The 24,366-nt window shown below is 39.0% G+C and carries 23 protein-coding genes; 8 read left to right on the top strand and 15 right to left on the bottom strand.

Annotation, left to right across the window (positions count from 1 at the left end):
- Nucleotides 1-276 precede the first annotated feature (276 nt).
- The 3 genes from cooS to fhcD all read left to right on the top strand — a co-directional run bounded on the left by cooS (nucleotide 277) and on the right by fhcD (nucleotide 5,188).
- Nucleotides 277-2,181 (top strand): anaerobic carbon-monoxide dehydrogenase catalytic subunit, encoded by a 1,905-nt coding sequence (gene cooS / locus ACLFMM_RS03125; protein ID WP_410807259.1) that lies wholly within the window; start codon nucleotides 277-279, stop codon nucleotides 2,179-2,181.
- Nucleotides 2,182-2,197: 16 nt separating this feature from the next.
- Nucleotides 2,198-4,201 carry a heavy metal translocating P-type ATPase gene (locus ACLFMM_RS03120; RefSeq protein WP_410807258.1) on the top strand — a complete coding sequence of 668 codons (2,004 nt, stop codon included), beginning with the start codon at nucleotides 2,198-2,200 and terminating at the stop codon, nucleotides 4,199-4,201.
- Nucleotides 4,202-4,291: 90 nt separating this feature from the next.
- Complete coding sequence (gene fhcD / locus ACLFMM_RS03115) at nucleotides 4,292-5,188, top strand: formylmethanofuran--tetrahydromethanopterin N-formyltransferase (RefSeq protein ID WP_410807257.1); 897 nt, start codon at nucleotides 4,292-4,294, stop codon at nucleotides 5,186-5,188.
- A 45-nt stretch (nucleotides 5,189-5,233) separates the two neighbouring features.
- Here the strand turns inward: fhcD and ACLFMM_RS03110 are convergent, their stop codons facing one another.
- Both ACLFMM_RS03110 and ACLFMM_RS03105 read right to left on the bottom strand, forming a co-directional pair.
- Complete coding sequence (locus ACLFMM_RS03110) at nucleotides 5,234-6,625, bottom strand: TraB/GumN family protein (protein WP_410807256.1); 1,392 nt, start codon at nucleotides 6,623-6,625, stop codon at nucleotides 5,234-5,236.
- A 63-nt stretch (nucleotides 6,626-6,688) separates the two neighbouring features.
- Nucleotides 6,689-7,786, bottom strand: coding sequence for a CBS domain-containing protein (locus ACLFMM_RS03105; protein ID WP_410807255.1), 1,098 nt, complete (start codon nucleotides 7,784-7,786; stop codon nucleotides 6,689-6,691).
- A gap of 122 nt (nucleotides 7,787-7,908) precedes the next feature.
- On the opposite strand from ACLFMM_RS03105, the gene gpmI reads away from it, so the two are divergent.
- A complete protein-coding gene (gpmI, locus tag ACLFMM_RS03100) occupies nucleotides 7,909-9,483 on the top strand; it encodes a 2,3-bisphosphoglycerate-independent phosphoglycerate mutase (protein WP_410807254.1) in 1,575 nt (524 codons plus the stop codon).
- Nucleotides 9,484-9,494: 11 nt separating this feature from the next.
- Here gpmI and fen read toward each other — a convergent pair whose 3' ends face one another.
- Nucleotides 9,495-10,511, bottom strand: coding sequence for a flap endonuclease-1 (gene fen, locus ACLFMM_RS03095; protein WP_410807253.1), 1,017 nt, complete (start codon nucleotides 10,509-10,511; stop codon nucleotides 9,495-9,497).
- A gap of 51 nt (nucleotides 10,512-10,562) precedes the next feature.
- Entirely contained in the window at nucleotides 10,563-10,856 is a 294-nt protein-coding gene (locus ACLFMM_RS03090) for a hypothetical protein (RefSeq protein WP_410807252.1), read from the bottom strand.
- Between the two features lie 131 nt (nucleotides 10,857-10,987).
- On the opposite strand from ACLFMM_RS03090, the gene ACLFMM_RS03085 reads away from it, so the two are divergent.
- Complete coding sequence (locus tag ACLFMM_RS03085) at nucleotides 10,988-11,431, top strand: universal stress protein (RefSeq protein ID WP_410807251.1); 444 nt, start codon at nucleotides 10,988-10,990, stop codon at nucleotides 11,429-11,431.
- A gap of 2 nt (nucleotides 11,432-11,433) precedes the next feature.
- Here the strand turns inward: ACLFMM_RS03085 and ACLFMM_RS03080 are convergent, their stop codons facing one another.
- Entirely contained in the window at nucleotides 11,434-11,967 is a 534-nt protein-coding gene (locus tag ACLFMM_RS03080) for a hypothetical protein (RefSeq protein ID WP_410807250.1), read from the bottom strand.
- 386 nt (nucleotides 11,968-12,353) lie between these two features.
- Between ACLFMM_RS03080 and ACLFMM_RS03075 the strand changes: the two genes are divergently transcribed.
- Nucleotides 12,354-13,961 carry a BCCT family transporter gene (locus ACLFMM_RS03075; protein WP_410807249.1) on the top strand — a complete coding sequence of 536 codons (1,608 nt, stop codon included), beginning with the start codon at nucleotides 12,354-12,356 and terminating at the stop codon, nucleotides 13,959-13,961.
- A gap of 77 nt (nucleotides 13,962-14,038) precedes the next feature.
- Nucleotides 14,039-14,377: a hypothetical protein gene (locus tag ACLFMM_RS03070; protein ID WP_410807248.1), complete on the top strand. Its 339-nt coding sequence runs from the start codon at nucleotides 14,039-14,041 to the stop codon at nucleotides 14,375-14,377.
- On the opposite strand, the gene ACLFMM_RS03065 is transcribed toward ACLFMM_RS03070, so the two are convergent.
- Nucleotides 14,355-14,678 carry a hypothetical protein gene (locus ACLFMM_RS03065; RefSeq protein WP_410807247.1) on the bottom strand — a complete coding sequence of 108 codons (324 nt, stop codon included), beginning with the start codon at nucleotides 14,676-14,678 and terminating at the stop codon, nucleotides 14,355-14,357. The two genes, ACLFMM_RS03070 and ACLFMM_RS03065, sit on opposite strands and share 23 nt — an antisense overlap.
- A 164-nt stretch (nucleotides 14,679-14,842) precedes the next feature.
- Between ACLFMM_RS03065 and ACLFMM_RS03060 the strand changes: the two genes are divergently transcribed.
- Nucleotides 14,843-15,742, top strand: a complete 900-nt coding sequence (locus ACLFMM_RS03060; RefSeq protein ID WP_410807246.1) for a presenilin family intramembrane aspartyl protease PSH — start codon at nucleotides 14,843-14,845, stop codon at nucleotides 15,740-15,742.
- On the opposite strand, the gene ACLFMM_RS03055 is transcribed toward ACLFMM_RS03060, so the two are convergent.
- From ACLFMM_RS03055 to ACLFMM_RS03015, 9 genes are all read right to left on the bottom strand, one after another.
- A complete protein-coding gene (locus tag ACLFMM_RS03055; protein ID WP_410807245.1) occupies nucleotides 15,722-16,210 on the bottom strand; it encodes a carboxymuconolactone decarboxylase family protein in 489 nt (162 codons plus the stop codon). The genes ACLFMM_RS03060 and ACLFMM_RS03055 overlap by 21 nt on opposite strands.
- Before the next feature lie 66 nt (nucleotides 16,211-16,276).
- A complete protein-coding gene (locus ACLFMM_RS03050) occupies nucleotides 16,277-17,212 on the bottom strand; it encodes a methanogenesis marker 7 protein (RefSeq protein WP_410807244.1) in 936 nt (311 codons plus the stop codon).
- A complete protein-coding gene (locus ACLFMM_RS03045) occupies nucleotides 17,213-17,815 on the bottom strand; it encodes a methanogenesis marker 17 protein (protein WP_410807243.1) in 603 nt (200 codons plus the stop codon).
- Between the two features lies 1 nt (nucleotide 17,816).
- The gene (locus ACLFMM_RS03040) at nucleotides 17,817-19,148 is read right to left on the bottom strand and encodes a methanogenesis marker 15 protein (protein WP_410807242.1); all 1,332 of its coding nucleotides are present in this window, start codon (nucleotides 19,146-19,148) and stop codon (nucleotides 17,817-17,819) included.
- On the bottom strand, nucleotides 19,145-19,618 hold the full coding sequence (locus tag ACLFMM_RS03035) for a methanogenesis marker 5 protein (protein ID WP_410807241.1): 474 nt from the start codon (nucleotides 19,616-19,618) through the stop codon (nucleotides 19,145-19,147). The genes ACLFMM_RS03040 and ACLFMM_RS03035 overlap by 4 nt, the downstream gene beginning before the upstream one ends.
- 4 nt (nucleotides 19,619-19,622) lie before the next feature.
- Nucleotides 19,623-20,081 (bottom strand): methanogenesis marker 6 protein, encoded by a 459-nt coding sequence (locus ACLFMM_RS03030; protein WP_410807240.1) that lies wholly within the window; start codon nucleotides 20,079-20,081, stop codon nucleotides 19,623-19,625.
- Nucleotide 20,082: 1 nt separating this feature from the next.
- Nucleotides 20,083-21,621, bottom strand: coding sequence for a methanogenesis marker 3 protein (locus ACLFMM_RS03025; RefSeq protein WP_410807266.1), 1,539 nt, complete (start codon nucleotides 21,619-21,621; stop codon nucleotides 20,083-20,085).
- Nucleotides 21,622-21,746: 125 nt separating this feature from the next.
- Nucleotides 21,747-23,345, bottom strand: a complete 1,599-nt coding sequence (gene atwA / locus ACLFMM_RS03020) for a methyl coenzyme M reductase system, component A2 (RefSeq protein ID WP_410807239.1) — start codon at nucleotides 23,343-23,345, stop codon at nucleotides 21,747-21,749.
- Between the two features lie 213 nt (nucleotides 23,346-23,558).
- Nucleotides 23,559-24,366: HAD family hydrolase (locus ACLFMM_RS03015; protein WP_410807238.1), on the bottom strand; the 808-nt coding region annotated here is incomplete at its 5' end.

Genomic DNA, 24,366 nt, shown 5'->3' with positions numbered 1-24,366 from the left:
ATTGGACATATAATTCTGGGGGTTTCATATGGATGCCGTAATAGCTCTCTCAAATTCCTGTCACAATAGAATCTATTAAATATTTTTTGATAGAAATTTATTATATCTGGTCTCAAATTATTATTGCTTTCTAACTTAGGTTTATTTTCATTTTGGATGTTAAAAAACTATATTAATCCAAATGACGCATAAGTTTGAAGGGGATTAACATCGATAACATTGAAAAGTTAATTTTTTGTTGTTTTCTCCTATTTCAATATTTAAGGGGGTTTTTAAATGGAAAAAGACAGGATATCCTATCATGATTCAGTATATAGAGTGTATAACAGGATAAAAGAAAATGGTATGAACAATGTCTGGGATAGATACGAAGCACAGGGTATGGGTGGTGACCCTGATAGAAGATGTCCGTTCTGCCAGAAAGGAGTTAGATGTGACCTGTGTTCAAATGGACCATGCCGTGCAGATGCATCCAAGGACAAAAGAGGTGTTTGTGGAATAACTGCAGACGGGATGGCAATGCGCATGATGCTGCTTAGGAATGTCATGGGAGCATCCACCTATCAATATCATACCGAACAGACTATAAAGACATTAAGAACAACGGCACAGGGTAAAACACCGTTTGAAATCAAAGAACCCGAGAAACTGAAAACATTTGCTGGAAGGTTGGGTGTTGATACATCCGGTTCTATCGGTGATATTGCCATTAATCTCTGTGATTTTGTAGAATCCGATTTTAACTGTGAATATGGGAAACCCAGTCGGATTGTTGAAAAGCTTGCTCCAAAGGAGCGCCAGGATACTTGGAACAAGTTGGGCATCTACCCGGATGGCATTCATAGTGAAATGATGAGGGCAACCAGCTCATGCCTTACTAATGTTGACGGGAACTATGAAAGTCTGGCTTTTAAAGCTATGAAGCTTGGACTTGCGATGGCTTATCAAAGTCAGATTGTCAATGAATACTGTCAGGATATCATGTATGGAGTACCGAAACCACATAACATGCGTGTTGATCTTGGTGTTCTTGACCCTGATTATGTAAATGTTCTCCCCAATGGGCATGAACCATTCTTGGGATTTGCTCTGGTACAGCAGGCAAGAAAACCGGAATGGCAGGACAGAGCAAAAGAGGTCGGTGCTAAAGGGTTACGAGTTATAGCCAATATCGAAACCGGTCAGGAAATGATTCAGAGATGGGATATGGATGATGTTTTCTATGGTTATACAGGTAACTGGATTATGCAGGAAGCAGTGCTTGCAACAGGGTGTGTAGACCTGTTTGCTGCAGATATGAATTGTTCCATGCCTATTGACCCACAGTACGCAGAAAAGTACAATGTAAGGCTTGTACCGGTAAGTGACCTGATATCCTTTGAAGGTATTGATGAACGTATCAATTATATCCCTGAAGAAGCTGAAAAACAGGCAGACCAGTTACTTCAGATGGCGGTTGATAACTTCAAAACCCGCAGAGAAAATGTAAAACCACTTACTGGTTTACCGATGAAGGAAGCAATAGTAGGCTTTTCTACAGAAAGTATAGTAGATGCGCTCGGTGGAAGTGTTGAACCACTGCTGGATGCCATAAAAGACGGAACTATCAGAGGTGTTGCAGGTCTTGTATCCTGCACAACGTTAAGAGACTACGGACATGACACACACAGCATAGATGTAGCAAAAGAGCTAATTAAAAATGATGTTCTTGTCCTTTCAATGGGTTGTGGAAATGGAGCCATGCAGGTGGGTGGTCTCTGCAGTACAGATGCACAAAAGTTTGCAGGTCCAGGGCTTAAAAAGCTATGTGAAAAGTTGAACATTCCGCCTGTATTGAGTTATGGAACCTGTACTGATACTGGACGACTTGGAGATTTACTGAGTATAATTTCCGGTGCACTTGGTGATGTAGCTATGTCGGACCTCCCGGTAGTTGCTACTGCTCCTGAATATATGGAACAGAAGGCAACTATTGATGCCATGTATGCAGTGGCACTTGGATTATATACTCATGTAAATCCTGTTCCCACTATCACAGGAGCACCAAGGCTTGTCAAACTCTTGACAGAAGACAGTAAAAACATAACTGGTGGGGTGGTTAATGTGGAAACTGATACTACAAAAGCTGTCAATTTGATGCTTGAACATATTGAAAACAACCGCAAAAAACTTGGTATTTAAATAAAATGGATGAATTATGGGTCATGAAAATATGCAGCATGGGGATAATATGTCTACACATAAAGGACATCAAAACCATCACGCAATGATGATGGAAGATTTTAAAAGAAGGTTCATAGTCTCTATTATTCTGACCATACCTATTTTTTTATTGTCACCTTTAATCCAGCAATTCTTGGGTTTTGGAATAAGTTTCACTGGTGAAGAAAACCTCCTGTTTTTGTTGTCTTCTGCTGTTTTCTTTTATGGCGGTTATCCATTTTTAAAAGGAATAGTAGATGAGCTGAAGAATAAAGAACCCGGGATGATGACACTTATTGCGGTAGCCATTACAGTGGCCTATGTATACAGCAGTGCGGTAGTTTTTGGACTTGAAGGGAAATTTTTTTTCTGGGAACTGGCATCCCTTATAGATGTGATGCTTCTGGGGCACTGGATAGAAATGAAATCAGTGCTCAGTGCGTCCCGTTCTATGGAAGAATTGGTTAAACTCATGCCTTCCGAGGCTCACAGGGTTAAGTCTGACGGCAGTGTGGAAGATGTGTCATTGACCGAGATACAGGAAGGAGATATAGTACTTGTAAAACCAGGTGAGAAAATACCTGCTGATGGTGATATCGTAGAAGGTGAATCATCTCTTGATGAATCCATGCTTACAGGCGAATCCCAACCTGTTTCAAAAAGTGCGGGTGATGAGGTTATAGGTGGTTCAATAAATGGTGAAGCTTCGCTCAAAGTAGAAATTAAAAAAACCGGTGAGGATTCCTTCCTTTCACAACTTGTAAACCTGGTTCAGGAAGCCCAGGAAAGCAAATCCAGAACTCAGAATCTGGCAAATCGTGCTGCACTCTGGTTGACAATAATAGCTCTCACAGGCGGAGCTATTACCTTTACGGTCTGGAATATTGTGATGAGTACAGACCTTGCATTTTCACTTGAGCGCTCGGTGACTGTAATGGTTATAACCTGTCCTCACGCACTCGGTCTTGCAATACCACTTGTTGTAGCGATATCATCGGCACTTGGCGCAAAAAACGGTTTACTGATAAGAGACCGCACCGCTTTTGAAAATGCACGGAACATCGATGCTATCATTTTTGATAAAACAGGGACCCTTACCAAAGGTGAGTTCGGGGTTACAGATACGATATCTTTTACACATGACCTGGACGAGAAACAGATACTTAAATATGCAGCTTCTCTGGAAGCAAACTCTGAACACCCGATAGCAAGAGGGATTGTCTCATCATCTGAAGAACATTTCAATGTTGAAGACTTCCGATCAATACCGGGTAAAGGTGCAGAAGGCAGAGTAGAAAACAAAAAAGTCAAAGTTGTAAGTCCCGGATATTTGGAAGAGAACAATATAATTGCTCCTGAAAATGAATATATAGAAAAACTAAGAGCTCAGGGTAAAACAGTTGTATATATACTTCTGGGTGATGAATTAACAGGTGCAATAGCTCTTGCAGATATCATTAGACCCGAGTCCAGAGAAGCTGTTTCAAAACTTAAAAATATGGGTATCAGGTGCATGATGCTTACCGGTGATAATGAACAGGTAGCAAAATGGGTGGCTGATGAGGTCGGTCTTGATGAATATTTTGCAGGAGTTCTATCCCGGGACAAATCTAAAAAAGTCAAGGAAATCCAGTCCCTTGGCTTTATTGTAGCAATGACTGGAGACGGAGTCAATGATGCTCCTGCGCTTGCACAGGCTGATGTAGGTATAGCTATAGGTGCGGGTACAGATGTAGCTGTTGAAACTGCGGATATTATTCTTGTAAAAAGCAACCCTATGGATGCGGTATCAATACTGGGTTTGTCTAAAGCTACATACAAAAAAATGCTTCAGAATCTGTTCTGGGCAACGGGATATAATGCAGTTGCAATTCCTCTTGCTGCAGGTATACTATATAATCAGGGGATACTTTTGTCTCCTGCAGCAGGGGCAATACTCATGTCATTAAGTACTGTGATTGTGGCATTGAATGCGAAACTTCTATCGTTTAAATCCTGAACCAACAGCATCAATTTTCGAAGAGTATTTGTATGGTAATGCATAATGAAATATAATACCTGAAATTAACAAAATATAAGGGGTGTTTTTATGGAAATTAATGGAGTAGAAATAGAAGACACATTCGCAGAAGCGTTTCCTATAAAAGTAAGTAGAATATTGATAACAGGTGCGACCAAGTACTGGGCAAAAGTTGCCGCACAGGAAGCTACGGGGTTTGGAACATCGGTTATCATGTGTCCTGCAGAGGCAGGTATTGAAAGATTTGCAAACTGGAACGAAACACCAGACGGTAGACCCGGGTATTTTATCCAGATATGCAACTTCGGATACAAGGATTTGGAAGACCAAGTACTCAAGCGTATAGGACAGTGTGTCCTGACCGCGCCCACAACTGCGGTGTTCAATGGATTACCAGAAGCTAAAAAGCAGTTTGATACCGGTTACAAACTCAAGTTCTTTGGGGACGGTATGGAGTCCGAAACACAGGTTCTGGATAGAAAAATGTACAGTATCCCAATAATGGAAGGTGATTTCCTTATAGAGGATTCCATAGGTGCAGTAGAAGGTGTAGCAGGAGGCAATTTCTTTATCTTCGGTGATTCCCAGATGTCAGCTCTTAGTGCTGCACAGTCTGCAGTTGGAGCGGTGCACAGAATAGAAGGAACTATAACACCGTTCCCCGGTGGTGTAGTTGCAAGCGGTTCAAAACCCGGTGCGAACAAATATACATTCCTGAAAGCAACCGCCAATGAGAAGTACTGCCCATCGATTAAAGACAAGGTAGAAGGCAGCATGATACCTGAAGGAGTCAACGCTGTATACGAAATAGTTATTAACGGACTGGACACCGATGTTGTCAGTGAAGCAATAGAAGCAGGGATTAAAGCAGCAGTAACTGTTCCGGGTATCAAAAAAATCAGTGCCGGAAACTATGGTGGAAACCTCGGACCTCACCAGTTCTACCTGAAAGAAATTTTAAAATGAGTGATTTTAAATTATCACTTAACATTTCTTTTTTAATTTCTATTATTAAAACCCGATGTTTCGCAGTCCAGCATCGATTACATCTCTTGGATCAATACCTGTAATCTGGAGCATAACATATACGCCCAGAAATGTACCTATCATGCTGCCGACATTGGCAAGTGCGGCTACAAGAACCACTCTGAAAAGTCTGTTATTAAACATCTGCTCCTTTGTTTCCATCTGGGTAATAGTTTTGAAATCTTCGGTTCTGGGTTTTCTTTGTTTTGCTTCCATTAATCCTGCAAACCATCCAGCTGCCATCATTGGGTTCAAGGATGTGAGCCAGGCTGTTGAGAAAGCGGTAAGAACAGAGTAGGGATGTCCGCGGGCAAGAACTGTCCCACCGGCACTCAGGACACCATTGATTATGAACCACCCGCCAAATGCCATCAATAACAGATTAAGTGGTGTGCCTGACAGGATGATAAGCAGAAACGTTGCAATCGCAATTCCGACAATCCCGAAACCAAATGCCTTTGTAACACTTAACCGCTTTTTTTTGGGAAATGTAGTAAGCTCGTTTAGAGGTGGAATTGTATCAGGCTGTGAAAGATATTTCTGGATACCTGATTTATGTCCTGCACCAACTACAGCTATGATTTTTTTACCACTGCCAGCGTTTGTTGCAACTTTGACAAGGTTGCCTGCGATATAGGCATCTCTTTCATCGATAAGAACTTCGGCGGCTGTAGGAGCAATTTTTCGCAACTCTTCCACAAGCATTGTTACAACATCCTGATTTGTGATGTCGTCCATGTCTACATTTTCTATTTGTTTCCCACCAACACCAATAACTGCACCGATAAGGGAACCAACCATTTTTATTTTTTCAAAAAAACCCATTTTTCCCCAGAACCGACGCAAGGTAATCTGTATATCCCTGTCAACAAGAGCTATATCTGCACCGATTTCCTCGGCTGCGTCTATGGCACTAATCATTTCAGAACCGGGTTTAACTCCCATTTCTTTTCCAATCTTTTTCTGCATATATCCAAGGAGCCACTGCATCAGGAAGAAATAGATTTTGCCTTCTCCCAGTAACTGTTTTATAGATATCTCTTCATTTGATTTGTCTTCACCTTTTAATCCTTCATACCGACTTCTACAAAGCTCCACAGCAACAATGTCTGGATTTTCCTGCTTTATAGCGTCAATAACTTCATCAACACTTTTCTGAGATACATGGGCTGTACCGATAATTTTTATCTGGGTTGGTTCACTAGACGAATCAGTTGATGCAGATATTGTATTGTTATTTACATCATCTGTTTCAGTTTCATTTACAGTTTGTTCATTTATAGTTCTTGAAGATTGGGATGTGGTGTGATATTTATATACTGTAGAATCGGATTGCGAATCATCGACTTTATTATCTGAATTCATATCTGCATCCATAAGATTTCTCGCCTTTGTAGACTACTATTAAAATAATAATTGGAGTGGTAGTTGCCGATTTAATCAGGAAGCTTCTTCTTCCATGAATCTCAATGTTCTTATCAGGTCTGTTCTTGATACTATGCCTTTTAAATTCCCGTCATCGATAACTAATAATCTTCCGACGTTATTCCTTGATATCATTTTGAAAGCTTCTGATGCATTCATGTCTGACGTTGTGGATATAACATCCATTGTCATGATATCAGAAACATGTAACGCAGATCGCTCTTCAGGCATTACTTTGCGTATATCAGTAAATGAAACAACACCTTTTAAATCATCTCCTTCCATCACAGGATAACCCATATGTTTTTTCTCAAACATGAAATCAAGAAGTTCCTGTATTGTCATTGATGGTGGTACAGCTTTGACATCAGTAGTCATTATATCTCCGACGCTGTATTGTTCCAGTGAGATAGAAATGGTTGTTGATTGAGCTTCCTGTGAAGCACCTATATAAACAAAAAATGCAATCAATATTAACCAGGGGTTAACCAGTAAACCAAATAATCCCATGAAAATTGCAAAGAATTTACCGACTGATGCAGCTTTCTGTGTCGCTTTTATATAGGACATTCTCCTTGCAAACCACGACCTTAAGATACGTCCCCCATCCATCGGGAATGCTGGTATAAGATTGAATATTCCAAGTACGATGTTGATTGTACCTATAATGAAGAATATACGATATGGGTAGCTTTCTGTGAATTCTGGTAATACCGATGACAGTCCAAAATTTAAAAGTAGCAAGGTGCCACCGATGATAAAACTCACAAGGGGTCCTGCAAAAGCCATTTTACCTTCTTCACCAGGATCTCTTGGAATCTCTTCCATTGATGAGACTCCACCGAACAGATGTAATGTGATATTGCTTATTTTAACTCCGAATTTCTTTGCAAAATAGGAATGTCCAAGCTCATGAAGTACAACAGAGGTAAAGAGAAGTATGGCAGTTGTAAATCCGAGTATATATTGGAGTGGAGGTTCCACAGTTTCATATCCAAATGGCTCAGGAGCAATTGAAAATACCGTTGCAAATATCGGTAATATCAACAGAAATGAAATGTGCAATCTGATTGGTATACCCATTACATATCCTATCTGGACGGATGTTTTCATGGATATTAATATGGTTTACAACCTTATTTAGATTTATCCTTCAAAAGCTGACATTGTTATTTGATTTTTGTATATTTGTCATAAACAATGCATTTAAGAACAATCAAAACAATCTGCGTTGTATGACAGAGAAAAATGAAACAATAAGTAACAGCAAACGTCCAGTTTTGTTAATAATACTGGATGGATGGGGATATCTCCCTAAAGAAGAAGGGAATGCAATACTGGCTGCGAATACACCCAAGCTTGATTATTTACTGAAAAATTATCCATCATCCATACTACAGGCATCCGGTGAAGCGGTAGGTCTTCCGGAAGGCCAGATGGGAAACTCTGAGGTAGGTCATCTCAATATAGGAGCAGGAAGAGTGGTATACCAGGATTTTACAAGAATCAACAAATCGATTGAAAATTTTGAAATATATGACAATCCTGTATTAATAGACGCTATAAACAATGTTAAACAGCACAAATCCAAAATCCATCTCATGGGATTATTTTCCTATGGTGGGGTTCACAGCCACATGAACCATATCCATGCACTTGTTAAAATGTGTGCTGATAAAGGAGTGGACGAGATATATATTCATGCATTTCTTGATGGGCGCGATGTATCACCATACGCAGGTCTGGATGACATCCGCAGGAATGAAACTGTTTTACGGGAAATAGGTAATGCTAGAATTGCAACAGTAATAGGTCGATATTATGCTATGGACAGGGATAAAAGATGGGACCGTACCAAACTTGCATACGATGCACTTGCAATGGGTAGGGGGCTTTATGCAAAAGATGCAGAAACCGCTGTTGGAGAGAGTTATAAAAGAGGGGAAACCGATGAATTTGTAAAACCAACTGTTATAACAGATGAAAACGGGAACCCAACAGCAACCATTGATGATAATGATTCTGTCATTTTTTTCAATTTCAGACCTGACCGTGCCAGACAGCTGACATATTCATTTGTAATGGATGATTTCGACGGATTTGAAAGGGAGAAGTATCCGGATGTATACTTTGTATGCATGACGGAATACGATAAAAACCTTGATGTACCCATTGCATATCCCCCAGAAACCATCGAAAAAACACTTGGAGCGGTTATCAGTGAACATCATTTGACTCAGCTTCGAACAGCAGAAACTGAAAAATATGCACATGTAACATTCTTTTTAAACGGTGGCAGAGAAAAACAGTATGAAGGGGAAGACCGATGTATGGTACCTTCTCCAAAGGTTGCAACCTATGACCTTAAACCTGAGATGAGTGCTTATGAAGTAACAGACGACCTTGTTCAAAGGTTAGACTCGGGTAAATATGATGTGCTTATAGTCAACTATGCAAATATGGATATGGTAGGTCATACCGGGGATTTTGATGCAACAGTAACTGCTGTAGAAGCGGTTGATGAATGTGTGGGCAGAGTAATCGATGCCGTCAAACGTTCAGAAGGCGTTGCTTTAATAACCGGAGACCACGGAAATGCTGAACAGATGCAGGAATACAACAGTGAAGCCAAAACACATACTGCACACACTTCCAACCCTGTCCGATGTATCTATTTTGATGAAAACATAAAATATAACCTCGATAACGGCAGTCTGTGTGACATAGCACCCACAATGTTAGAGCTGATTGGTATCGAAAAACCGAAAGAAATGACCGGTAAATCCCTGCTGATTAAATGCAGGGAATAATTTCTTTTTATTCAAAACCATTGGTCTAGGGTCTTTTGCTGGGAGCCAAGTTTGGATTCCAGGCGTTCACATGCTTTTGTCACACGTTCTACCGAAAAGTCATGCTCTTCACACAGGAACTGGATTATCCTGTCCTTATCAGGTTTGTTCCATTTAAGCTGATAATTATCGGTTACTTCCGGATGCATGAAAAATTCTTTTATCTTATTAACATTTTCTATGCTTTGACCAGTTTTATCCAGCGCTGAATTAATATCACCATGATTTTTTATCAGTTTAAAAGCTTTTTTTGGACCGATGTTTTCCAGACCTTTGTTGTAATCTGTACCAACACATAGAGCAATGTCAATAAGGTCGGAACGGGTGATTTCCAGGTATGTCAGATTCTTATCCATATCAATAATTTCGGGTTTTAAATCGATGTATATGTTTTTCCCGGGAAGTTTTCGTTTCCCAGTTATGGTAAGATTTCGGATAACTCTGGGAGCACCGAATAAAAGTGCATCATAGTCCTGTGACCCTACAAAATCTGCATTACCATTCTGGACCATGTGAGCTGCTTGTGCTTCACCTTCAGAGGGAGACTGAATGTACGGAATACCCATTGAATCGAGAAGGTATTTCGCATCTTCAAGGATTTGAGTATCTATTCTGGCAGAACCCTGAGCGTATTTATAGGCTTCTTCTGTCAGTCCTTTTTCTTTAGCTTCATTCCATTTCTGGTTTGCAGTTTCACGCGATTGTTTACGTTTTTCAAGGGTTTTAACTTTGAAATCAGGTGGTATCCCATCAAAAACAAACACTGGCTTGATATCTTCTTCAATCAAGTTTGTAGTCCGATACAGTATACCTGATAAATGTGATGTTGTTCTTCCTTTTGAATCCTGCAGTGGTGTACCGTCACGCTGTCGTATGATACTTAAAAATTGGTACAATGTATTGTATGCGTCAATGGCAACGATTTTATTTGACAGTTTAGATATGTCAGTTTCTTCTTTCTGCAAAAGTTCTCCTATATCAACGCCCATGATTTACCAATATGTTATTTTTCCTTATTTAAGTGTTGATTAAATAGGATTTTAACTGGTATCAGGTTGTATATCTATAATTGAATCGTTACCATCATAGATTTTATCAACTTTTAAAACATTCCCTGCCCTTTCTACCATATGTACTCTGGAAACCTGTACTTGGTGACCATTGTTCTGGTAATTATTTTTATGAACGATTAACAGCTTATTATCTGAACCGCTACCCAGGGATAATTTTGAAAAGACATTTTTGATAATCTGCTCAAAATCAGAATAAATTAAAATTTCAGAATACCACCCATTCTTTTTGATAATACCAATAGGTTCCAGTGTAATCCGCATACTATCCCTCCTTATAACATATTTGTATTGAATTTAACCCCAAAATGAAGGATACTTACAAAAATTTATGCAACTGTTAATATATCTTTGTTACCATGAATTCCGGATAAAAACAAAAGATATATACCGTGATGAATATAATATTTACAGGGGGAACTGGTAAAATGGATTCACATTACAAGAAAATCTTGATTTCTACTGATGGTTCTGAAAAAAGTGAAAATGCAATATATAGAGGTATAGAGTTTGCAAAATTGACTGGTGCTAAAGTCTATGCCATGTATGTACTGGATACAGGAGCTTATTTTGATCATCCTGTTTTTGATAAAGAAGAAGCCAAAAAATATACAACCGATCGTGTGGAAGAAATTGGTGATGAGAGTGGGGTAAAGATCGAATCTGTTATACGTATGGGACATCCGGCAGATGATATCATTGATTTTGCAAAGAAAAACGAAATTGACCTTATAGTTATGGGTTCACTGGGTAAATCTGGTATTGAGAGGTTTTTACTCGGAAGTGTATCGGATAATGTATTGAAACACGCTGACACAGAAGTGCTTATTGTTCCTTAATATCACTTTAAGGATTCTTGTTTTGACAGAAGTGTATCTATATCTTCCTGAGACAACCCAATCTCATCTGCCTTTTTCTTAATCTCCTTTTTGTAATCCTCTTCTTCTTCGGATGTGTATGCATCACAGTAGTAGGAAACCCATTTGGCATATGCCTGATTATCTTCCATCCATGACCTATTTTCAATAGACCAAAGTATATAATCTATTACTAATTTGAATTCATGATGGGTTATTGGTTCTTTTTTAATAGTATCCATTAAATTTTCAATAATATCTTTTTCTAGGTCATTGAATAATTCGATATTACTATCATAATTTTCCTTTATATTTTGAAGTGCAGTGGTTATATCATCATCTTTTAATTCACTGTTTTTGTTACAGTAATAATGTGCAATAGAGAACTCTACAGAATCCAGATAAATATCGTATTCATCTTCAAGATTGTAAAGGCTTTCAAGCTCATCTAAAACTGATGAATCATGTTCGAGGAATTTACTTATCGATTGTTCGTCATCTGTATTTTCAATGTCCATGATTTTAACCTCATATCCATTTAAATACTATTATACCACTTATTATATTAGATATTTGCCTTATAGCATTTATCTAATAAGGCATCAAAAAATATTGTCCTCAGCTAAATTGGAATAAAACTTATATACTCATCAGTTCATTGTTATCCATTTAGTTACTAAAAGATTTAATATACACTTATTATAGTTAAGCACAGATAATTTGTTGCTAATTTAGAAGATATCATCATTTGCTGATATGACTATAAGCAACAAATATTGAGTTATCGATATAAAAGCAACTGGTCTAAATATAGAGGTCATTGTTTAATTTTGTTATAATTATCGTTCCAAATATCTCCCAAGTAAGCGTTATGATACAGGATATTAGCACATGGGGTAAAACAATGAGATACAGACAAAAAGGATTGACATCTTTTTCGGATACTCTTAAAACACCTACTTTCGTTGTCTCGATAATATTAGCAGTAGGATTTGTAGTTGGTGGTATTGTATTCCAGGAAACATTTAGTAGTTATATAGAAATCATATTCAACTGGATTATAGAATACCTTGGATGGACCTTTGTTCTTGGTAGTAGTTTATTTTTGTTTTTAATCGTGTATCTGATGATAAGTCCAATGGGTGATATTAAACTCGGAGGAGATGATGAAGAACCTGCTTATTCATACCTGGCATGGTTTTCAATGCTGTTTAGCTGTGGTATGGGTATAGGCCTGCTTTTCTGGGGTGTCTCTGAGCCAATATGGCATTATATGTGGCCTCCACTGGGTGAAGCAGGTACTGATGAAGCAGTTTATACTGCTATAAGATATTCGTTCTTCCACTGGGGTTTCCATCCGTGGGCAATTTATGCAGTGGTCGCAGGCTCACTTGCATATTTTTCCTACCGAAAAGGCCTCCCAATGCTGCTAAGCTCCTGCCTTGAGCCAATATTGGGTCGTAAAGGTATTAACGGGCCATGGGGAGTAGCTGTAAATACAATCGGTGTACTTGCCACTCTTTTTGGAATATCCACAACCTTGGGATTGGGGGTTATGCAAATTGGTGGTGGTTTAGAAAATTTATTTGGTATTCCCAACAATTCAATACTCTGGCTTAGTATAATAACAGTTGTCACTATTCTGGCGGTTATGTCCACAGTAACAGGTATCGATAGGGGTATAAAATGGTTGAGTGAAATTAATATAACTGCTGCAGCGATTTTACTTATATTCATATTAATAGTAGGACCTACTCTTTTTATACTGGACCTGTTTACCCACTCGGTCGGTGGATATTTACAGAATTTCCTGTACATGTCGTTCAGTATTGACCCTGTAGGTGTAAGTCCAGAGGGATGGCATGGAGATTGGACTATTTTCTACTGGGCATGGTGGATTGCATGGTCACCGTTTGTTGGTTCGTTTATTGCAAGGGTTTCAAGGGGACGGACTATACGCAGTTTTATAATAGGTGTCATGCTTGTGCCGACGGTTGTCAGCATGTTATGGTTCAGTGTTTTTGGAGGAGCTGCACTTTATATAGAACACTTTGGAGGAGCTGGTATAGGTGATGTGGTAGCTCAAGATGAAGCACTTGGGTTTTTTACAGCACTTAGTAATTTCCCAATATCAGGCATACTTATAGCAGTAGCCATGATATCCGTAGCGGTTTTTTTCATAACATCTTCAGATTCGGGAACTTATGTTATAGGTATGCTAACTTCAAAGGGTAACCCTAATCCTCCACTTCCATTGCGTGTCATCTGGGGTGTCATGGAAGGTGCTTTCGCCGCTATTTTGCTTCTTGCTGGTGGACTGTCAGCTTTGCAGACAGCATCACTTGTCGGTGGATTCCCTTTTATGATAATTATGGCACTGATGCTGTATTGTTTGGTTTTAGCACTAAAAAGAGAGCTCGAGTTAGGTACACTTCCAATTGAAAGAGCCAAACTGGAATCGTTATTCAGTGAAATCCGTGAACTTAAAGAGTCAGATGGTAAAAAGGATTGATTTTATAAACAATATACAGGAGAACGAATTTATGGTACCAACAACTATCTAATAGGAAACCAGTTAATCAGTTGTATATGTATACTGAATCATCGGATTATAATATCACTTTGTTCCAGCCTTGTGTTGATGACCCAAATAAGTACATAGCGCAGTCAAGGTTTGGTCGAACAATTTCAATGAATGTATTGTGCCGGATATTACAAAATAATCTGAGATTTGGTTTAATTGTACAGTTAAGCTGTTCTGAAAAATTAGGGGTGGCACGATTTGATTTTATGGATAAAACCATAATTCTTTATAAAAGCGGTAAAATAGATATCAGGAAATCGTCTGGGGAGGAAGATGCCAGAAATACAATGGAGCATGTGGAGACCATGGTTGTCGATTCTTTCAGCGATATTTCCTTCGATTGAATTCATCGATACTCTTGTTTACTGAATTTTGTACTTCATCCATCCTTTTGTCTAGATTATCTTCTACACTTTGTACATTTATCCGTAACGAACGCTCTTTTGCATCCATCATCTGTTCGATGTTGCGAAGTCGGGTAATTATTGAGAGTATTAATACAGCCAGTGAACCGACCATTACAATAGCGGCAAAGATTATCAGGGGATTTTTTGAACTCTCACCGAAGCGTCCAAGCCATTGATATGTCAAGATGAATGCAGATACTACCATGATAACCGAAAAAACTATGTCCCGGGTTTCCATTGTTTTTCACTCTTTATATTTAAATCAGTTTTTCTATTTAAAAACTATTGAGATAGATAATTTATATAGTTTCTGTTATGTTGTACAGGCATAGTATTAAATAAAGTGCAAATACTTTAGACGTTAATATAAATATTTCATAGAAACTACAGGGTTGAAGTTATTTGAGTTCTGAAGAATCCAGATTCAGAGAGTATACACCGATTTTTATAATGGCGGGTATATTGCTGCTTGTACAGTTATTGGCACTGGTTCTGGCTATGCCAATGGAAGCCAACAATATGCGTGCCTTTGAAAATCCGGAATCGACTTCTAACTCGTTTTATTATATCGGTATCATCGTAGTTTTTACATTGATACTTCTTCTGGCAATAAAAATGGACAAAAAATGGATAATACAGCTGTTTATTCTTTTTGCTGTTGCTTCAACTCTTTATTACGGACTGTATGCATTTTTGTCAATGCTGGATATCAGTTCCAATATAGGGTCATCGGTATCAATGATATCTGCTGTTGGTATGACAGCTATACTTTATAAAATCCCGGAATGGTACATTATAGATATAGTGGGTCTTATAATTGGTGCAGCTGCGAGCTCGATTTTTGGGATTTCTCTTGCTGTGCTGCCCGCAATCATACTGTTGGTCATTCTTGCAGTGTATGATGCAATTTCGGTGTATAAAACCAAACACATGGTTTCACTGGCAGAAGGTGTAATGGATTTGAAATTACCGATATTATTTGTAATTCCAAAAAAGCTTAATTACTCTTTCAGAGAAGAAAGTTTCAACAGTGATGATGAAGATCGAGGTGCTTTTTTTATGGGACTTGGGGACGCTGTGATGCCGACGATACTTGTGGTTTCGGCAAATGTATTCATTGAGCACTCAGGAATTATATCATATCCTGCGCTTGGCGGAATGATTGGTACAATAATTGGTTTTTTTGCACTTTCAGTGTTCATTATGAAAGGTAAACCACAGGCAGGTCTGCCGTTTCTAAATAGTGGAGTAATTCTTGGATATTTCACAGGTGTAGTGTTATCAGGAGCCCCAATCTTCTGAAGTTTTGTTTCTGCCCCCAGTTATATCGCAGACATCTCCTCCTTTACATTCTGTTTCCTGTTCCTCTTTATATTCTCCATTTAGTTCTGAATCAAGTGCTCGGGTACCTTCAGCAAGCACAGAGGCGTTGGATAATGTGCCGCCTATCATTATAGCATCAAAAATTTCTTCCTTTGACAGACCCAAACGTTTTGCGACTCTTATATGCATTTTTAGGCAGTGTTCGCATCGAAGAGCAGATGATACTCCTATGGAAATCAATTCCACTGTTTCAGGATCCATACTTTTGAATTCTCTCATAATTGAGTTGTCGTACATCACTTTCGGGACAAAAAGTTCTGGCATGTCTTTCATGAAATCCAAAATATACGGAACTTCACCATAATGTTCTTTAATATCGTCCAGAAGGTCAGATACAGCATCCTCCGGATCTTTGTCCAGAACTTCTTTTATTTTATCAAATTCCATAGTTCCATCTCCGGTACAAAAATTGGTTGACATTTAACCTGTAACATAATATATTTTCAAGTAAATTTATATTGTGTAACCGATTTCAGATTCCGGTTTTATTTTAATTAATATATAGTTTTTCATTTTTGAAGGGCTCACCTCAGCTATTTCAGAAAGGACAACTCCTTCATCAAACTCTATATTTTCCACATCTTCATGATGATCTTCATATGGGAGTTTAATCCTGACACCATCCAGCTGAAGGGTTATGGGTGCCGGGCTTAATACGTTCTGTATTTGAGGAATCTGTCTTTCAATTTCCTGCATCAATCTTGCCGGCATAACTACTGGCGGGTCTTTTGCAAGTTCTTCACGTTTTTGTTCAATGATTTCTCCTACTTTTTCGTTTAAGGTATCCAGTGAACTTAATTCACTTTCTTTCCTTAATCGATGGGAAACTCTCCCGATGTTACCCACATACATGTCCGCTCCAGGAACATCCTCAGTGTTAAGGTCGGGTCCACCGGTTGCTACAATCGGAATTTTGATACCTTTAAACAGTTTTGGTTTTTTGTTAATAATGCAGTCTGTAAAAACTCCGAATGAAAATACAGCAACATCATGTTCATTGATAAGTTTTCTTTCATAATCCTCTGATAATGCGACTCTTCTGCCCATTCCTCTGGCAAGGCCAATCATATTGGTGTTTGCACCACCACGGCGAAGATATTCCGCAACATCGCATGCAGAGTGGGGTAGATGATGAGAAGCAAGAGTTGGGGATACAACTGCAATTTCAGTACCTGTAAGAGGAGCTTTGGTCATTTTACCCAGCAGTTTTTCAGCGACATCTTCCACCAGGTGTACATCTTCTTTTGGAATCAGCATGACCAGTGTGACTTCTGACCCGGCAGGAGTTTTTTGGACCAGATATCCTCCGAGGTCCTCCAGAAGTTCCAGAATCATTCCGTGTTTGTACATACCACCTTCATAAATATAGGGTTCAAGAACAACACCCATTTAGCTTTCCTCCTCGTTTGTGAGCTCATCCAGTATCTGATAAGCTTCATCAATCCATTCCTGTTTCATTAAATCTTCTGATGCTACAAAAATGAAATTACTGCCTTTAAACGAATGATACCTGACCCGGAAACCTTCAGGAACAGCCCTTACTGCCAAATCTACAACTCTTTTTTGTAGGGTGTTTTTTGGGTCATCGACAACAATGTTTTCAACATCGGATATTTTATCCATAGGGTTTTCGGTTTTAACAGCTACGGTTTTGCGTTCAGGCTGTCTCACATTCAACCGCCCATATTTGTCCCACAGTATTTTTAGTAGTTTGGATAAATATTTTTCATTGTTGATTTTGATAACTACTTCATTTTTTCCCAATTCTCCGACATTAACAGCTGCAAAATCAGTAGTTTTGACCGGTGATAACCCACCTCTTAAAACCAGTGCCATTTGAAAAAGCGATTCTTCAGGTTTGATTACCACTTTAATCCTCCCGATGGATTGGGCGAGCACCATATCAGATATGATATCCTTCAGAATTTCTCTGTACTGATCTGCTTCAGACTGGTAGGGAGCTTCCACTTCAAATGTCTCAAGAGGTTCCATTTTATTCCTCCTTGATGTAACCGGATGCAAGCAGTGCAGCACCAACTGCTCCGATATACTGAGAATCAGGAGGCACGATTACTTCTACTTTCAGGAATTTCTCCAGGGTTCTGGGAATACCTTCAATAAGTGAAGAACCACCGACCAGAACAACAGGTTCTCTAATATCAACTTCCTGTAACTGCTGCTCAAATATCTGCTCAATAACACTGTAACATGCAGCAGCAGCAACATCTTCAGGGGAAGCGCCTTTTGCCAGCGAGTTGACAAGGGACTGGATACCAAAAACGATACAATAACTGTTCATCTCTATGTTTTGTTCCATGCCTTTTACAGCAAGTGACCCGAGTTCAGTAATATCGACTCCAAGGCGTTTTGCGGTCATTTCTAGGAAACGACCCGATGCACCAGCACAGACACCACCCATGCTGAACATACCAGGTATTCCATCCTCTACAGTTATTGCTTTATTATCCATTCCACCGATATCGATGACAGTTGCACTGCCTTTCTGTTTATTTGCAAGATAGACTGCTCCTTTTGAGTTGACCGTGATTTCTTCCTGACTGAGCTGGGCATTGTACTTTTTTCCCACCAAAAATCTACCATATCCGGTGGTACCCATAGCCTGGATATCCTCTCTATTAACCCCAGCTTCATCGAGAGCTTTTTTATATGCTTCTTCGGCACTTTCAATGACTTTTATAGTGGGGACCCACCCGTGTCCGATTACCTGATTGTCCTTCATTATAACAGCTTTGGTGGTTGTTGAACCGGAATCAATTCCGGCAGTCAGACCTTTCTGTTTTTCTCTGGCAAGGAGTTGCCTTCTTCTGGCAACCGTTGTCAATGCTTCAAGACGGGTTAAAAGGGTGGATGCGGTAGTACGTTCAGTGAATGAATAACTGATAACCGGTATGTTAGTGTTTTGATGTATATACCTTCTAACCTCGTTCCTTACAAGGGCGCCTTCAGCACATCTAAAACATGAAGCAACAAAAACTGCATCAACCTTTGCTTTCCCCTCAACAATGGCTTTTGCTCGAGCCATCAGCAGTTTCAGGTCAGCACTTGCTACTTCCAGCCCGAATTCTCTTCCTATGGTGTCCAGTTCAGAAACATCCATTTCAGGATAGACAAGTTTGGCATTCAACGATTCAACAGCGGATTCAATTTCGGATTGTATACCTGAATACTCAGGACCGCAGGCGATGAGTGCAACCGTAACTTTGTCTTCTTCGTCCCCGTATTTCTCCTTTCGTTTTTTTAGTTCTGTATCTGAAGTACTTATAACCCTCAGGGAGTTGTCATCTTTATCCACGTCTTTGCTCATTCGTTTTCTCCCTCACGATTGTTCTCTTTTGAGTCTGGAAGGGATTTTAAAAAATCTGCTATTTTGTAGACAAATTCCTTCCCATCTTCTTCAGTTCTGGGGTATTCAAGTTCCAGTATAGGTATGTCTTTATGCCTTGCTATGTATTTCACCATTTCATTGGTTCGTGCACACCCCATACACCCAAAACTTATTGCTGCATCATTTACTATTATAGCAGCATCTGCCTTTTCAATAAGTGGGCCAGCCATTGCCATCCTGCCCCTGACACCCGAGGGTACTTCAACTGCAGCATATTTTAATCCGTATTTCGGGTCTTCTGGACTGATATTTAAGGGTGGCGAATCAATACTGGGCGTGGTTATTTTCTCGTGGACTCTGCTCATCATTGCAAGTGGTTCATGACCAAAACGTTCTACAAGGTCATACAGAATAAGACTGTTTGTGGGATAGATGAATACTTTAGCCAAAATCTCACTCCTCTACATTTGATTCGATGATGTCTTTTAATCTGGAAGCTTTCAGTTTTTTGGGCTTATTAGTTTCTTTAAGGGGGGATCCATTTTCATAATCATCAAGAGCTTTTCCAATGGTTGGCAACATATTTACCTCTTCCCTGAGGAAATAATATCCGGGTCTTGGACCTCCACCACGCACTGCACGGCATCTCCTTTCATCACCGGGAGAAAAACCTCTTTCTTTAACAAAAATATGATTTCTGTCCATGGAAACAATTTCTTCAACGGCTCTGTTGACAGCGTCCGCCGGTCCATTAATCATAAGTCCAAAACATGTTTCTTTGACAGTCACCTCAGTCTCGGATTCATATATTTTCATGGCGGCATCTGTTGGTAGCACCCAATCAGAGGCTATGACAACAAGCTTTGTTATGGTTTTCTGTTCATTATTATTGTCCGTGTTGTTTTCTGACATTTCAATCCTCTCCTGAGGATTCTGTTATATGCATGACGTCTCCTTCTTTCAGGTTTTTTAATTTTTCCAGGTCCAGAATTCGTCCGATTATATTGGTGCTTGTGAATTTTTCACCTGTGGGTCCAAACATATCTTCATCAACAGTTTTTACACCTATTAATCCCATTCTTTTTGCAGCCTGATTTGTTATACCGATGTCTCCTGCATTAACCTTATTTGTTGGAGTATTTTCAGGCATTATTTCTTTGTACTTTTCAGCTTCCAGTTCTGCTTTGAAAATGTAGGTATTTTCATAGGAGAGGTATACTGATAGTTCTCCAACATTTTTAAACTGAAGACGTGTAGCATGTCTGAAAAAATCGACCGTTTTTGGTGCAAGTTCATCAAACAATTCGATTCTTACAAGATGTGATTCAGGAACACCATAGGATTTAACTTCACCCTGATTGAAAATCTCAATAGTTGTTTCAGGTTTCTGGCTCACGATGACAGCATTATCTTGAGTATGTCCTTCTTTTTCCAGTTCAATATCAAGACGGGATAGTCTTTCCTCAGCTTCTTTAAAACTCTTCCCGAGTAACATGATTTGATCTGGGATTGTAGTAATAGATAGCACATCCCCATTTTTCGCCATTTTTATCAGTTCGATACCTTTTATAACATGTCCTACAACTGAATGGGCAATACTGGAAGGTCGGTCTTTTCTTGAAATGTATGTGCGACCTGTTCCATATCCAGCGGTTCTGATGGATACTGCACCAGTATGCCTTGGTTCAAAATTTTCATATTTTGACATTTCACCCTTTAACCTATCGTCAGCCAGGAATGAACTTGCAGCAAGATCAATCTTGAAAGTTCCGTCATTTACAAGCGCGAAAAAGTTTTCAGCACCTTCCGGTGCAGCAGGATCAATTTCCACTTCAAAATGAGTATATATTTTATTCCCGTCAGAAACCCTGGTGGTGAGGTCACTGGTTGTGTATCCTTCACCTATTTCTTCCCATTCCACCACAGGTTCTATACTGTCAATAGTATCGGATTGGTCCAGGTCAAAAACAGTTTTTCTGCCACTTATAACATATGCAAAACTTCCATCATCTGGAATTCCATATTCGGCTTTATGAGGTTCTTTAATAAAAATGAGAAATGTTTTGTCTGGGTCGAATCCACCAGTGCCGAATATTACATCAAACTCTTCAAATTTATACAATCCATGTACTGGGGAAATATTGCTTTTGAATGACCCAAAAGCGAGAGCATCATTATTTACCCATTGAACTTTTGTCGTCTCATAATCTTTATAATTATTAATCCAGCGTTTTTTTGAGTTGGTATCTTCATCGTAGAGTTCTACCTGAAATTCTCCTTTAGATGTGATGATTCTGTATTTTTTTGTTTCCTCAGCACTATGATTTTTTTTCTCTTCAAAGATGCCAATTGCGTTTCCTTCTTTATATTTAACATCAGCTTTTTTCAAGGCATCTTCAAGAGTTGACCCTTCCGGTAGGGTTATCTTTTGACCATCGACTTCAACGTTTATTTTGTTACCCGTATCAAAAACCTCCTGGCCAGCTACATAAAGCAGTTATTGGTAAAAAAATTATTGTTTAATGGTCACAACATCAACCATCACCTCATCTGATTTAAAAAGCTCCCTTAAAGAGGTTATATTTGTTTTTCAGCTTCCAATAGTGGAGCAAGTACTTCCTCAGGTTCATCTATGTTGACAATCTTTGATTCCTGCATCAGTGCAACCCGATCACATACATCAACCAGGAAATCCATGTCATGTGATACAATTATAAATGTATCTCCCATTTTTTCTCTCGTCTGGAGAATGGATCTTGTGACATCTTTTTTGGTAACAGGGTCCATTGTACCAGTGGGTTCGTCCATTATAACAATGTTTGGTTCCTTCATAAGGACCTGTGCAAGAGCAACTCTATGACGCTCACCTTCACTTAATTCCTCGGCCATTTTATTCAACAGTGATTTTGCTTCATCTTCAGTAAATCCAGTGGTTGTCAGGGTATCAATCGCCTTTTTGACGGCAAGTTCATAAGGCAGGTCAATGCCGATGGATTCTGTTAAATTGTCGATGACAGTTCTGTTTGTGTATAATCCGTATTCCTGGTGAAGTATTCCCATATACTGGGTTGCAAGTCCTCTATTTTTTGGACCGGGGACAGTCATATCTACCCATTCTTCGCCCACTCTTACCTCGATGCTGCCTGTTGTAGGCTGAACGTTTCCAATAAGCATCTGTGATGTGGTGGTTTTTCCAGCACCGCTTACACCGGCGATTCCAAATATTTCACCTTCATTTACATCAAAGGATACATCGTCTACAGCGTAGATGACACCTCTAGTGACAGAAACATATTTTTTGGACAGATTTCTGACCTTTACGATCTCATCTCCAATTTCTCTTTCACATTTATTTTCAATAGTGCACGCAAGTTTTGTAAACTCATCAGCCATCTCACCGGGATCACCTTCATTGATAACTTCACCTTTATCCAGTATGATCGCTTTGTTAGCCATATGTTTAATCACATCAGGCCAGTGTGAGGTGATGGTCATTGTCATATTGTAATTGTTAACAGCTTCTGATATAACATTATGGACCACTCTAGCAGTTCTCGGGTCGAGTGTACCTGTAGGCTCATCGGCGATAAGCATCATGGGGTTTCGTACCAGCTGCCGTGCAAGGACAACACGTTGTTTTTCCCCTCCACTCAAATCACGGGCGATATGCATCATCCGGTGTGACATTTCCACTTCATCAAGAAGTTCCATGGCTTTTGAGAGAGCATCAGTTCCTTTATACCCGATTTCTTTGAATGAGCTCATAACATTATCTATTACTTTGTCATCACCATAAAGAGCGAATGTACGCTGTAGCATTATTGCGATACGTCTTACAATATTTCTTCTGTTGGAGTCTTTGGCAGGTAGTTTGAGAATATCTACGTCATAAGACTGTAGTTCTTCACCGCATTTTTCACATTTTACCCCGACTTTGCTAGGGGGTTCAATATATCCACATTTACTGCACCTTGCAAGATGATATATTACTTCTCCGGATGCATTTTTGTATTCTTCAATACCACGCAGTACATGCATGAGTACTGTTTTTCCTGCACCGCTTCTTCCCAGTATACCAACGACTTCTCCTTCGTTGATATCCAAATTTATATTTTTCAGGGCTTTAATACCATCAAAATCTACAGTCAGATTTTTAATTTCGATAAACAAAACCATTTAATTCCTCCACCAGTTAAATGAATAAACTTTAATTTGATATTAAGCTAATTAATGGTTGTTCTCACTTATTACAAAACCATGAATAATCCAACACATACGAACCGGAATCTTTTGATTATATTCTTCCATTATATTAAGCACTACATAAACATATCGCATAATTATATCGCTGTTAACTTTAAAAAAGCAAAACAGGAAGCTCTGGATATGTTATTGTTTCATCACAACCTCTACTACTTCTATAATATCGCTTATTATTGTATCCACTGATTTTTTAAGTTTTTCAGGACGGTTATTTCCCTGTTGAATGGTCAAAATACCTATATCCGCTGCTCTTAATGCGAAAATGTCATTCATCCCGTCCCCTACCATTACTACGGTATTATATTTGTTTTTTAAATCATGGATTATTCTTTCTTTGTCATAAGCATTTGCAAGGCCAAAAACCCCTTCAATAGGGACATTTATGGAGTGTGCAACTTTTCTCAGGTTCTTTATACTGTCCCCCGACGCAATATAAACATCGATATCCATATCCTGTAATTTTTTTATTGTAATGGATGTTTTGGGATATAACCAGCCGCCAGTACTTAAAACGCAAAGAACCGTGGCAATATCAGCATCCAGTATTGTACCAGCTGCCAGATAGAAAACGTCAGGGGGAGATCTTCTACGGACAGTGCAAATCACATCGTGTATATCCCCAACCGTTGTATTGTTTAATTTTATTATATCAAATGCTTGATTTTTTGTGAAAGGTGAACTAGAACAGCTTATATCTATATCCACATCATTTTCATGCATAAAGTCTATGAGTTTTATATCAGGGTCACATTTTGCAACAGTTTCGAGCTCAGTATGCAATACAACAAGAGCTCTTTGAGGTTTATTTGCAACTATTGAAGTGCTTTCAATGTTTTCAAAAATCTCTCCTGTACTTAATTTTTTACCAACACGGTACATCTGTAAAAGCGTGCCTGCACTGTCAAACACAACTGCTTTTTCTTTTTTCATGCTT

It is taken from the genome of Methanohalobium sp., assembly GCF_046546175.1.
Lineage (GTDB): Archaea > Halobacteriota > Methanosarcinia > Methanosarcinales > Methanosarcinaceae > Methanohalobium.
The sequence above is the reverse complement of the archived record's forward strand: the minus strand, read 5'-3'. Positions and strand labels throughout refer to the sequence as shown.

What these genes read in the sequence shown, in the direction of transcription:
- fhcD (WP_410807257.1), top strand. Translation starts at nt 4,292, where the DNA reads ATGGAAATTAATGGAGTAGAAATAGAAGACACATTCGCAGAAGCGTTT.
- ACLFMM_RS03080 (WP_410807250.1), bottom strand. Translation starts at nt 11,967, where the DNA reads ATGGACATTGAAAATACAGATGACGAACAATCGATAAGTAAATTCCTC.
- ACLFMM_RS03055 (WP_410807245.1), bottom strand. Translation starts at nt 16,210, where the DNA reads ATGGAATTTGATAAAATAAAAGAAGTTCTGGACAAAGATCCGGAGGAT.
- ACLFMM_RS03040 (WP_410807242.1), bottom strand. Translation starts at nt 19,148, where the DNA reads ATGAGCAAAGACGTGGATAAAGATGACAACTCCCTGAGGGTTATAAGT.
- ACLFMM_RS03120 (WP_410807258.1), top strand. Translation starts at nt 2,198, where the DNA reads ATGGGTCATGAAAATATGCAGCATGGGGATAATATGTCTACACATAAA.
- ACLFMM_RS03105 (WP_410807255.1), bottom strand. Translation starts at nt 7,786, where the DNA reads ATGAAAACATCCGTCCAGATAGGATATGTAATGGGTATACCAATCAGA.
- cooS (WP_410807259.1), top strand. Translation starts at nt 277, where the DNA reads ATGGAAAAAGACAGGATATCCTATCATGATTCAGTATATAGAGTGTAT.
- ACLFMM_RS03090 (WP_410807252.1), bottom strand. Translation starts at nt 10,856, where the DNA reads ATGCGGATTACACTGGAACCTATTGGTATTATCAAAAAGAATGGGTGG.
- ACLFMM_RS03050 (WP_410807244.1), bottom strand. Translation starts at nt 17,212, where the DNA reads ATGGGTGTTGTTCTTGAACCCTATATTTATGAAGGTGGTATGTACAAA.
- ACLFMM_RS03065 (WP_410807247.1), bottom strand. Translation starts at nt 14,678, where the DNA reads ATGGAAACCCGGGACATAGTTTTTTCGGTTATCATGGTAGTATCTGCA.
- ACLFMM_RS03085 (WP_410807251.1), top strand. Translation starts at nt 10,988, where the DNA reads ATGAATATAATATTTACAGGGGGAACTGGTAAAATGGATTCACATTAC.
- fen (WP_410807253.1), bottom strand. Translation starts at nt 10,511, where the DNA reads ATGGGCGTTGATATAGGAGAACTTTTGCAGAAAGAAGAAACTGACATA.
- ACLFMM_RS03110 (WP_410807256.1), bottom strand. Translation starts at nt 6,625, where the DNA reads ATGGATGCAGATATGAATTCAGATAATAAAGTCGATGATTCGCAATCC.
- atwA (WP_410807239.1), bottom strand. Translation starts at nt 23,345, where the DNA reads ATGGTTTTGTTTATCGAAATTAAAAATCTGACTGTAGATTTTGATGGT.
- ACLFMM_RS03030 (WP_410807240.1), bottom strand. Translation starts at nt 20,081, where the DNA reads ATGTCAGAAAACAACACGGACAATAATAATGAACAGAAAACCATAACA.
- gpmI (WP_410807254.1), top strand. Translation starts at nt 7,909, where the DNA reads ATGACAGAGAAAAATGAAACAATAAGTAACAGCAAACGTCCAGTTTTG.
- ACLFMM_RS03045 (WP_410807243.1), bottom strand. Translation starts at nt 17,815, where the DNA reads ATGGAACCTCTTGAGACATTTGAAGTGGAAGCTCCCTACCAGTCTGAA.
- ACLFMM_RS03075 (WP_410807249.1), top strand. Translation starts at nt 12,354, where the DNA reads ATGAGATACAGACAAAAAGGATTGACATCTTTTTCGGATACTCTTAAA.
- ACLFMM_RS03070 (WP_410807248.1), top strand. Translation starts at nt 14,039, where the DNA reads ATGTATACTGAATCATCGGATTATAATATCACTTTGTTCCAGCCTTGT.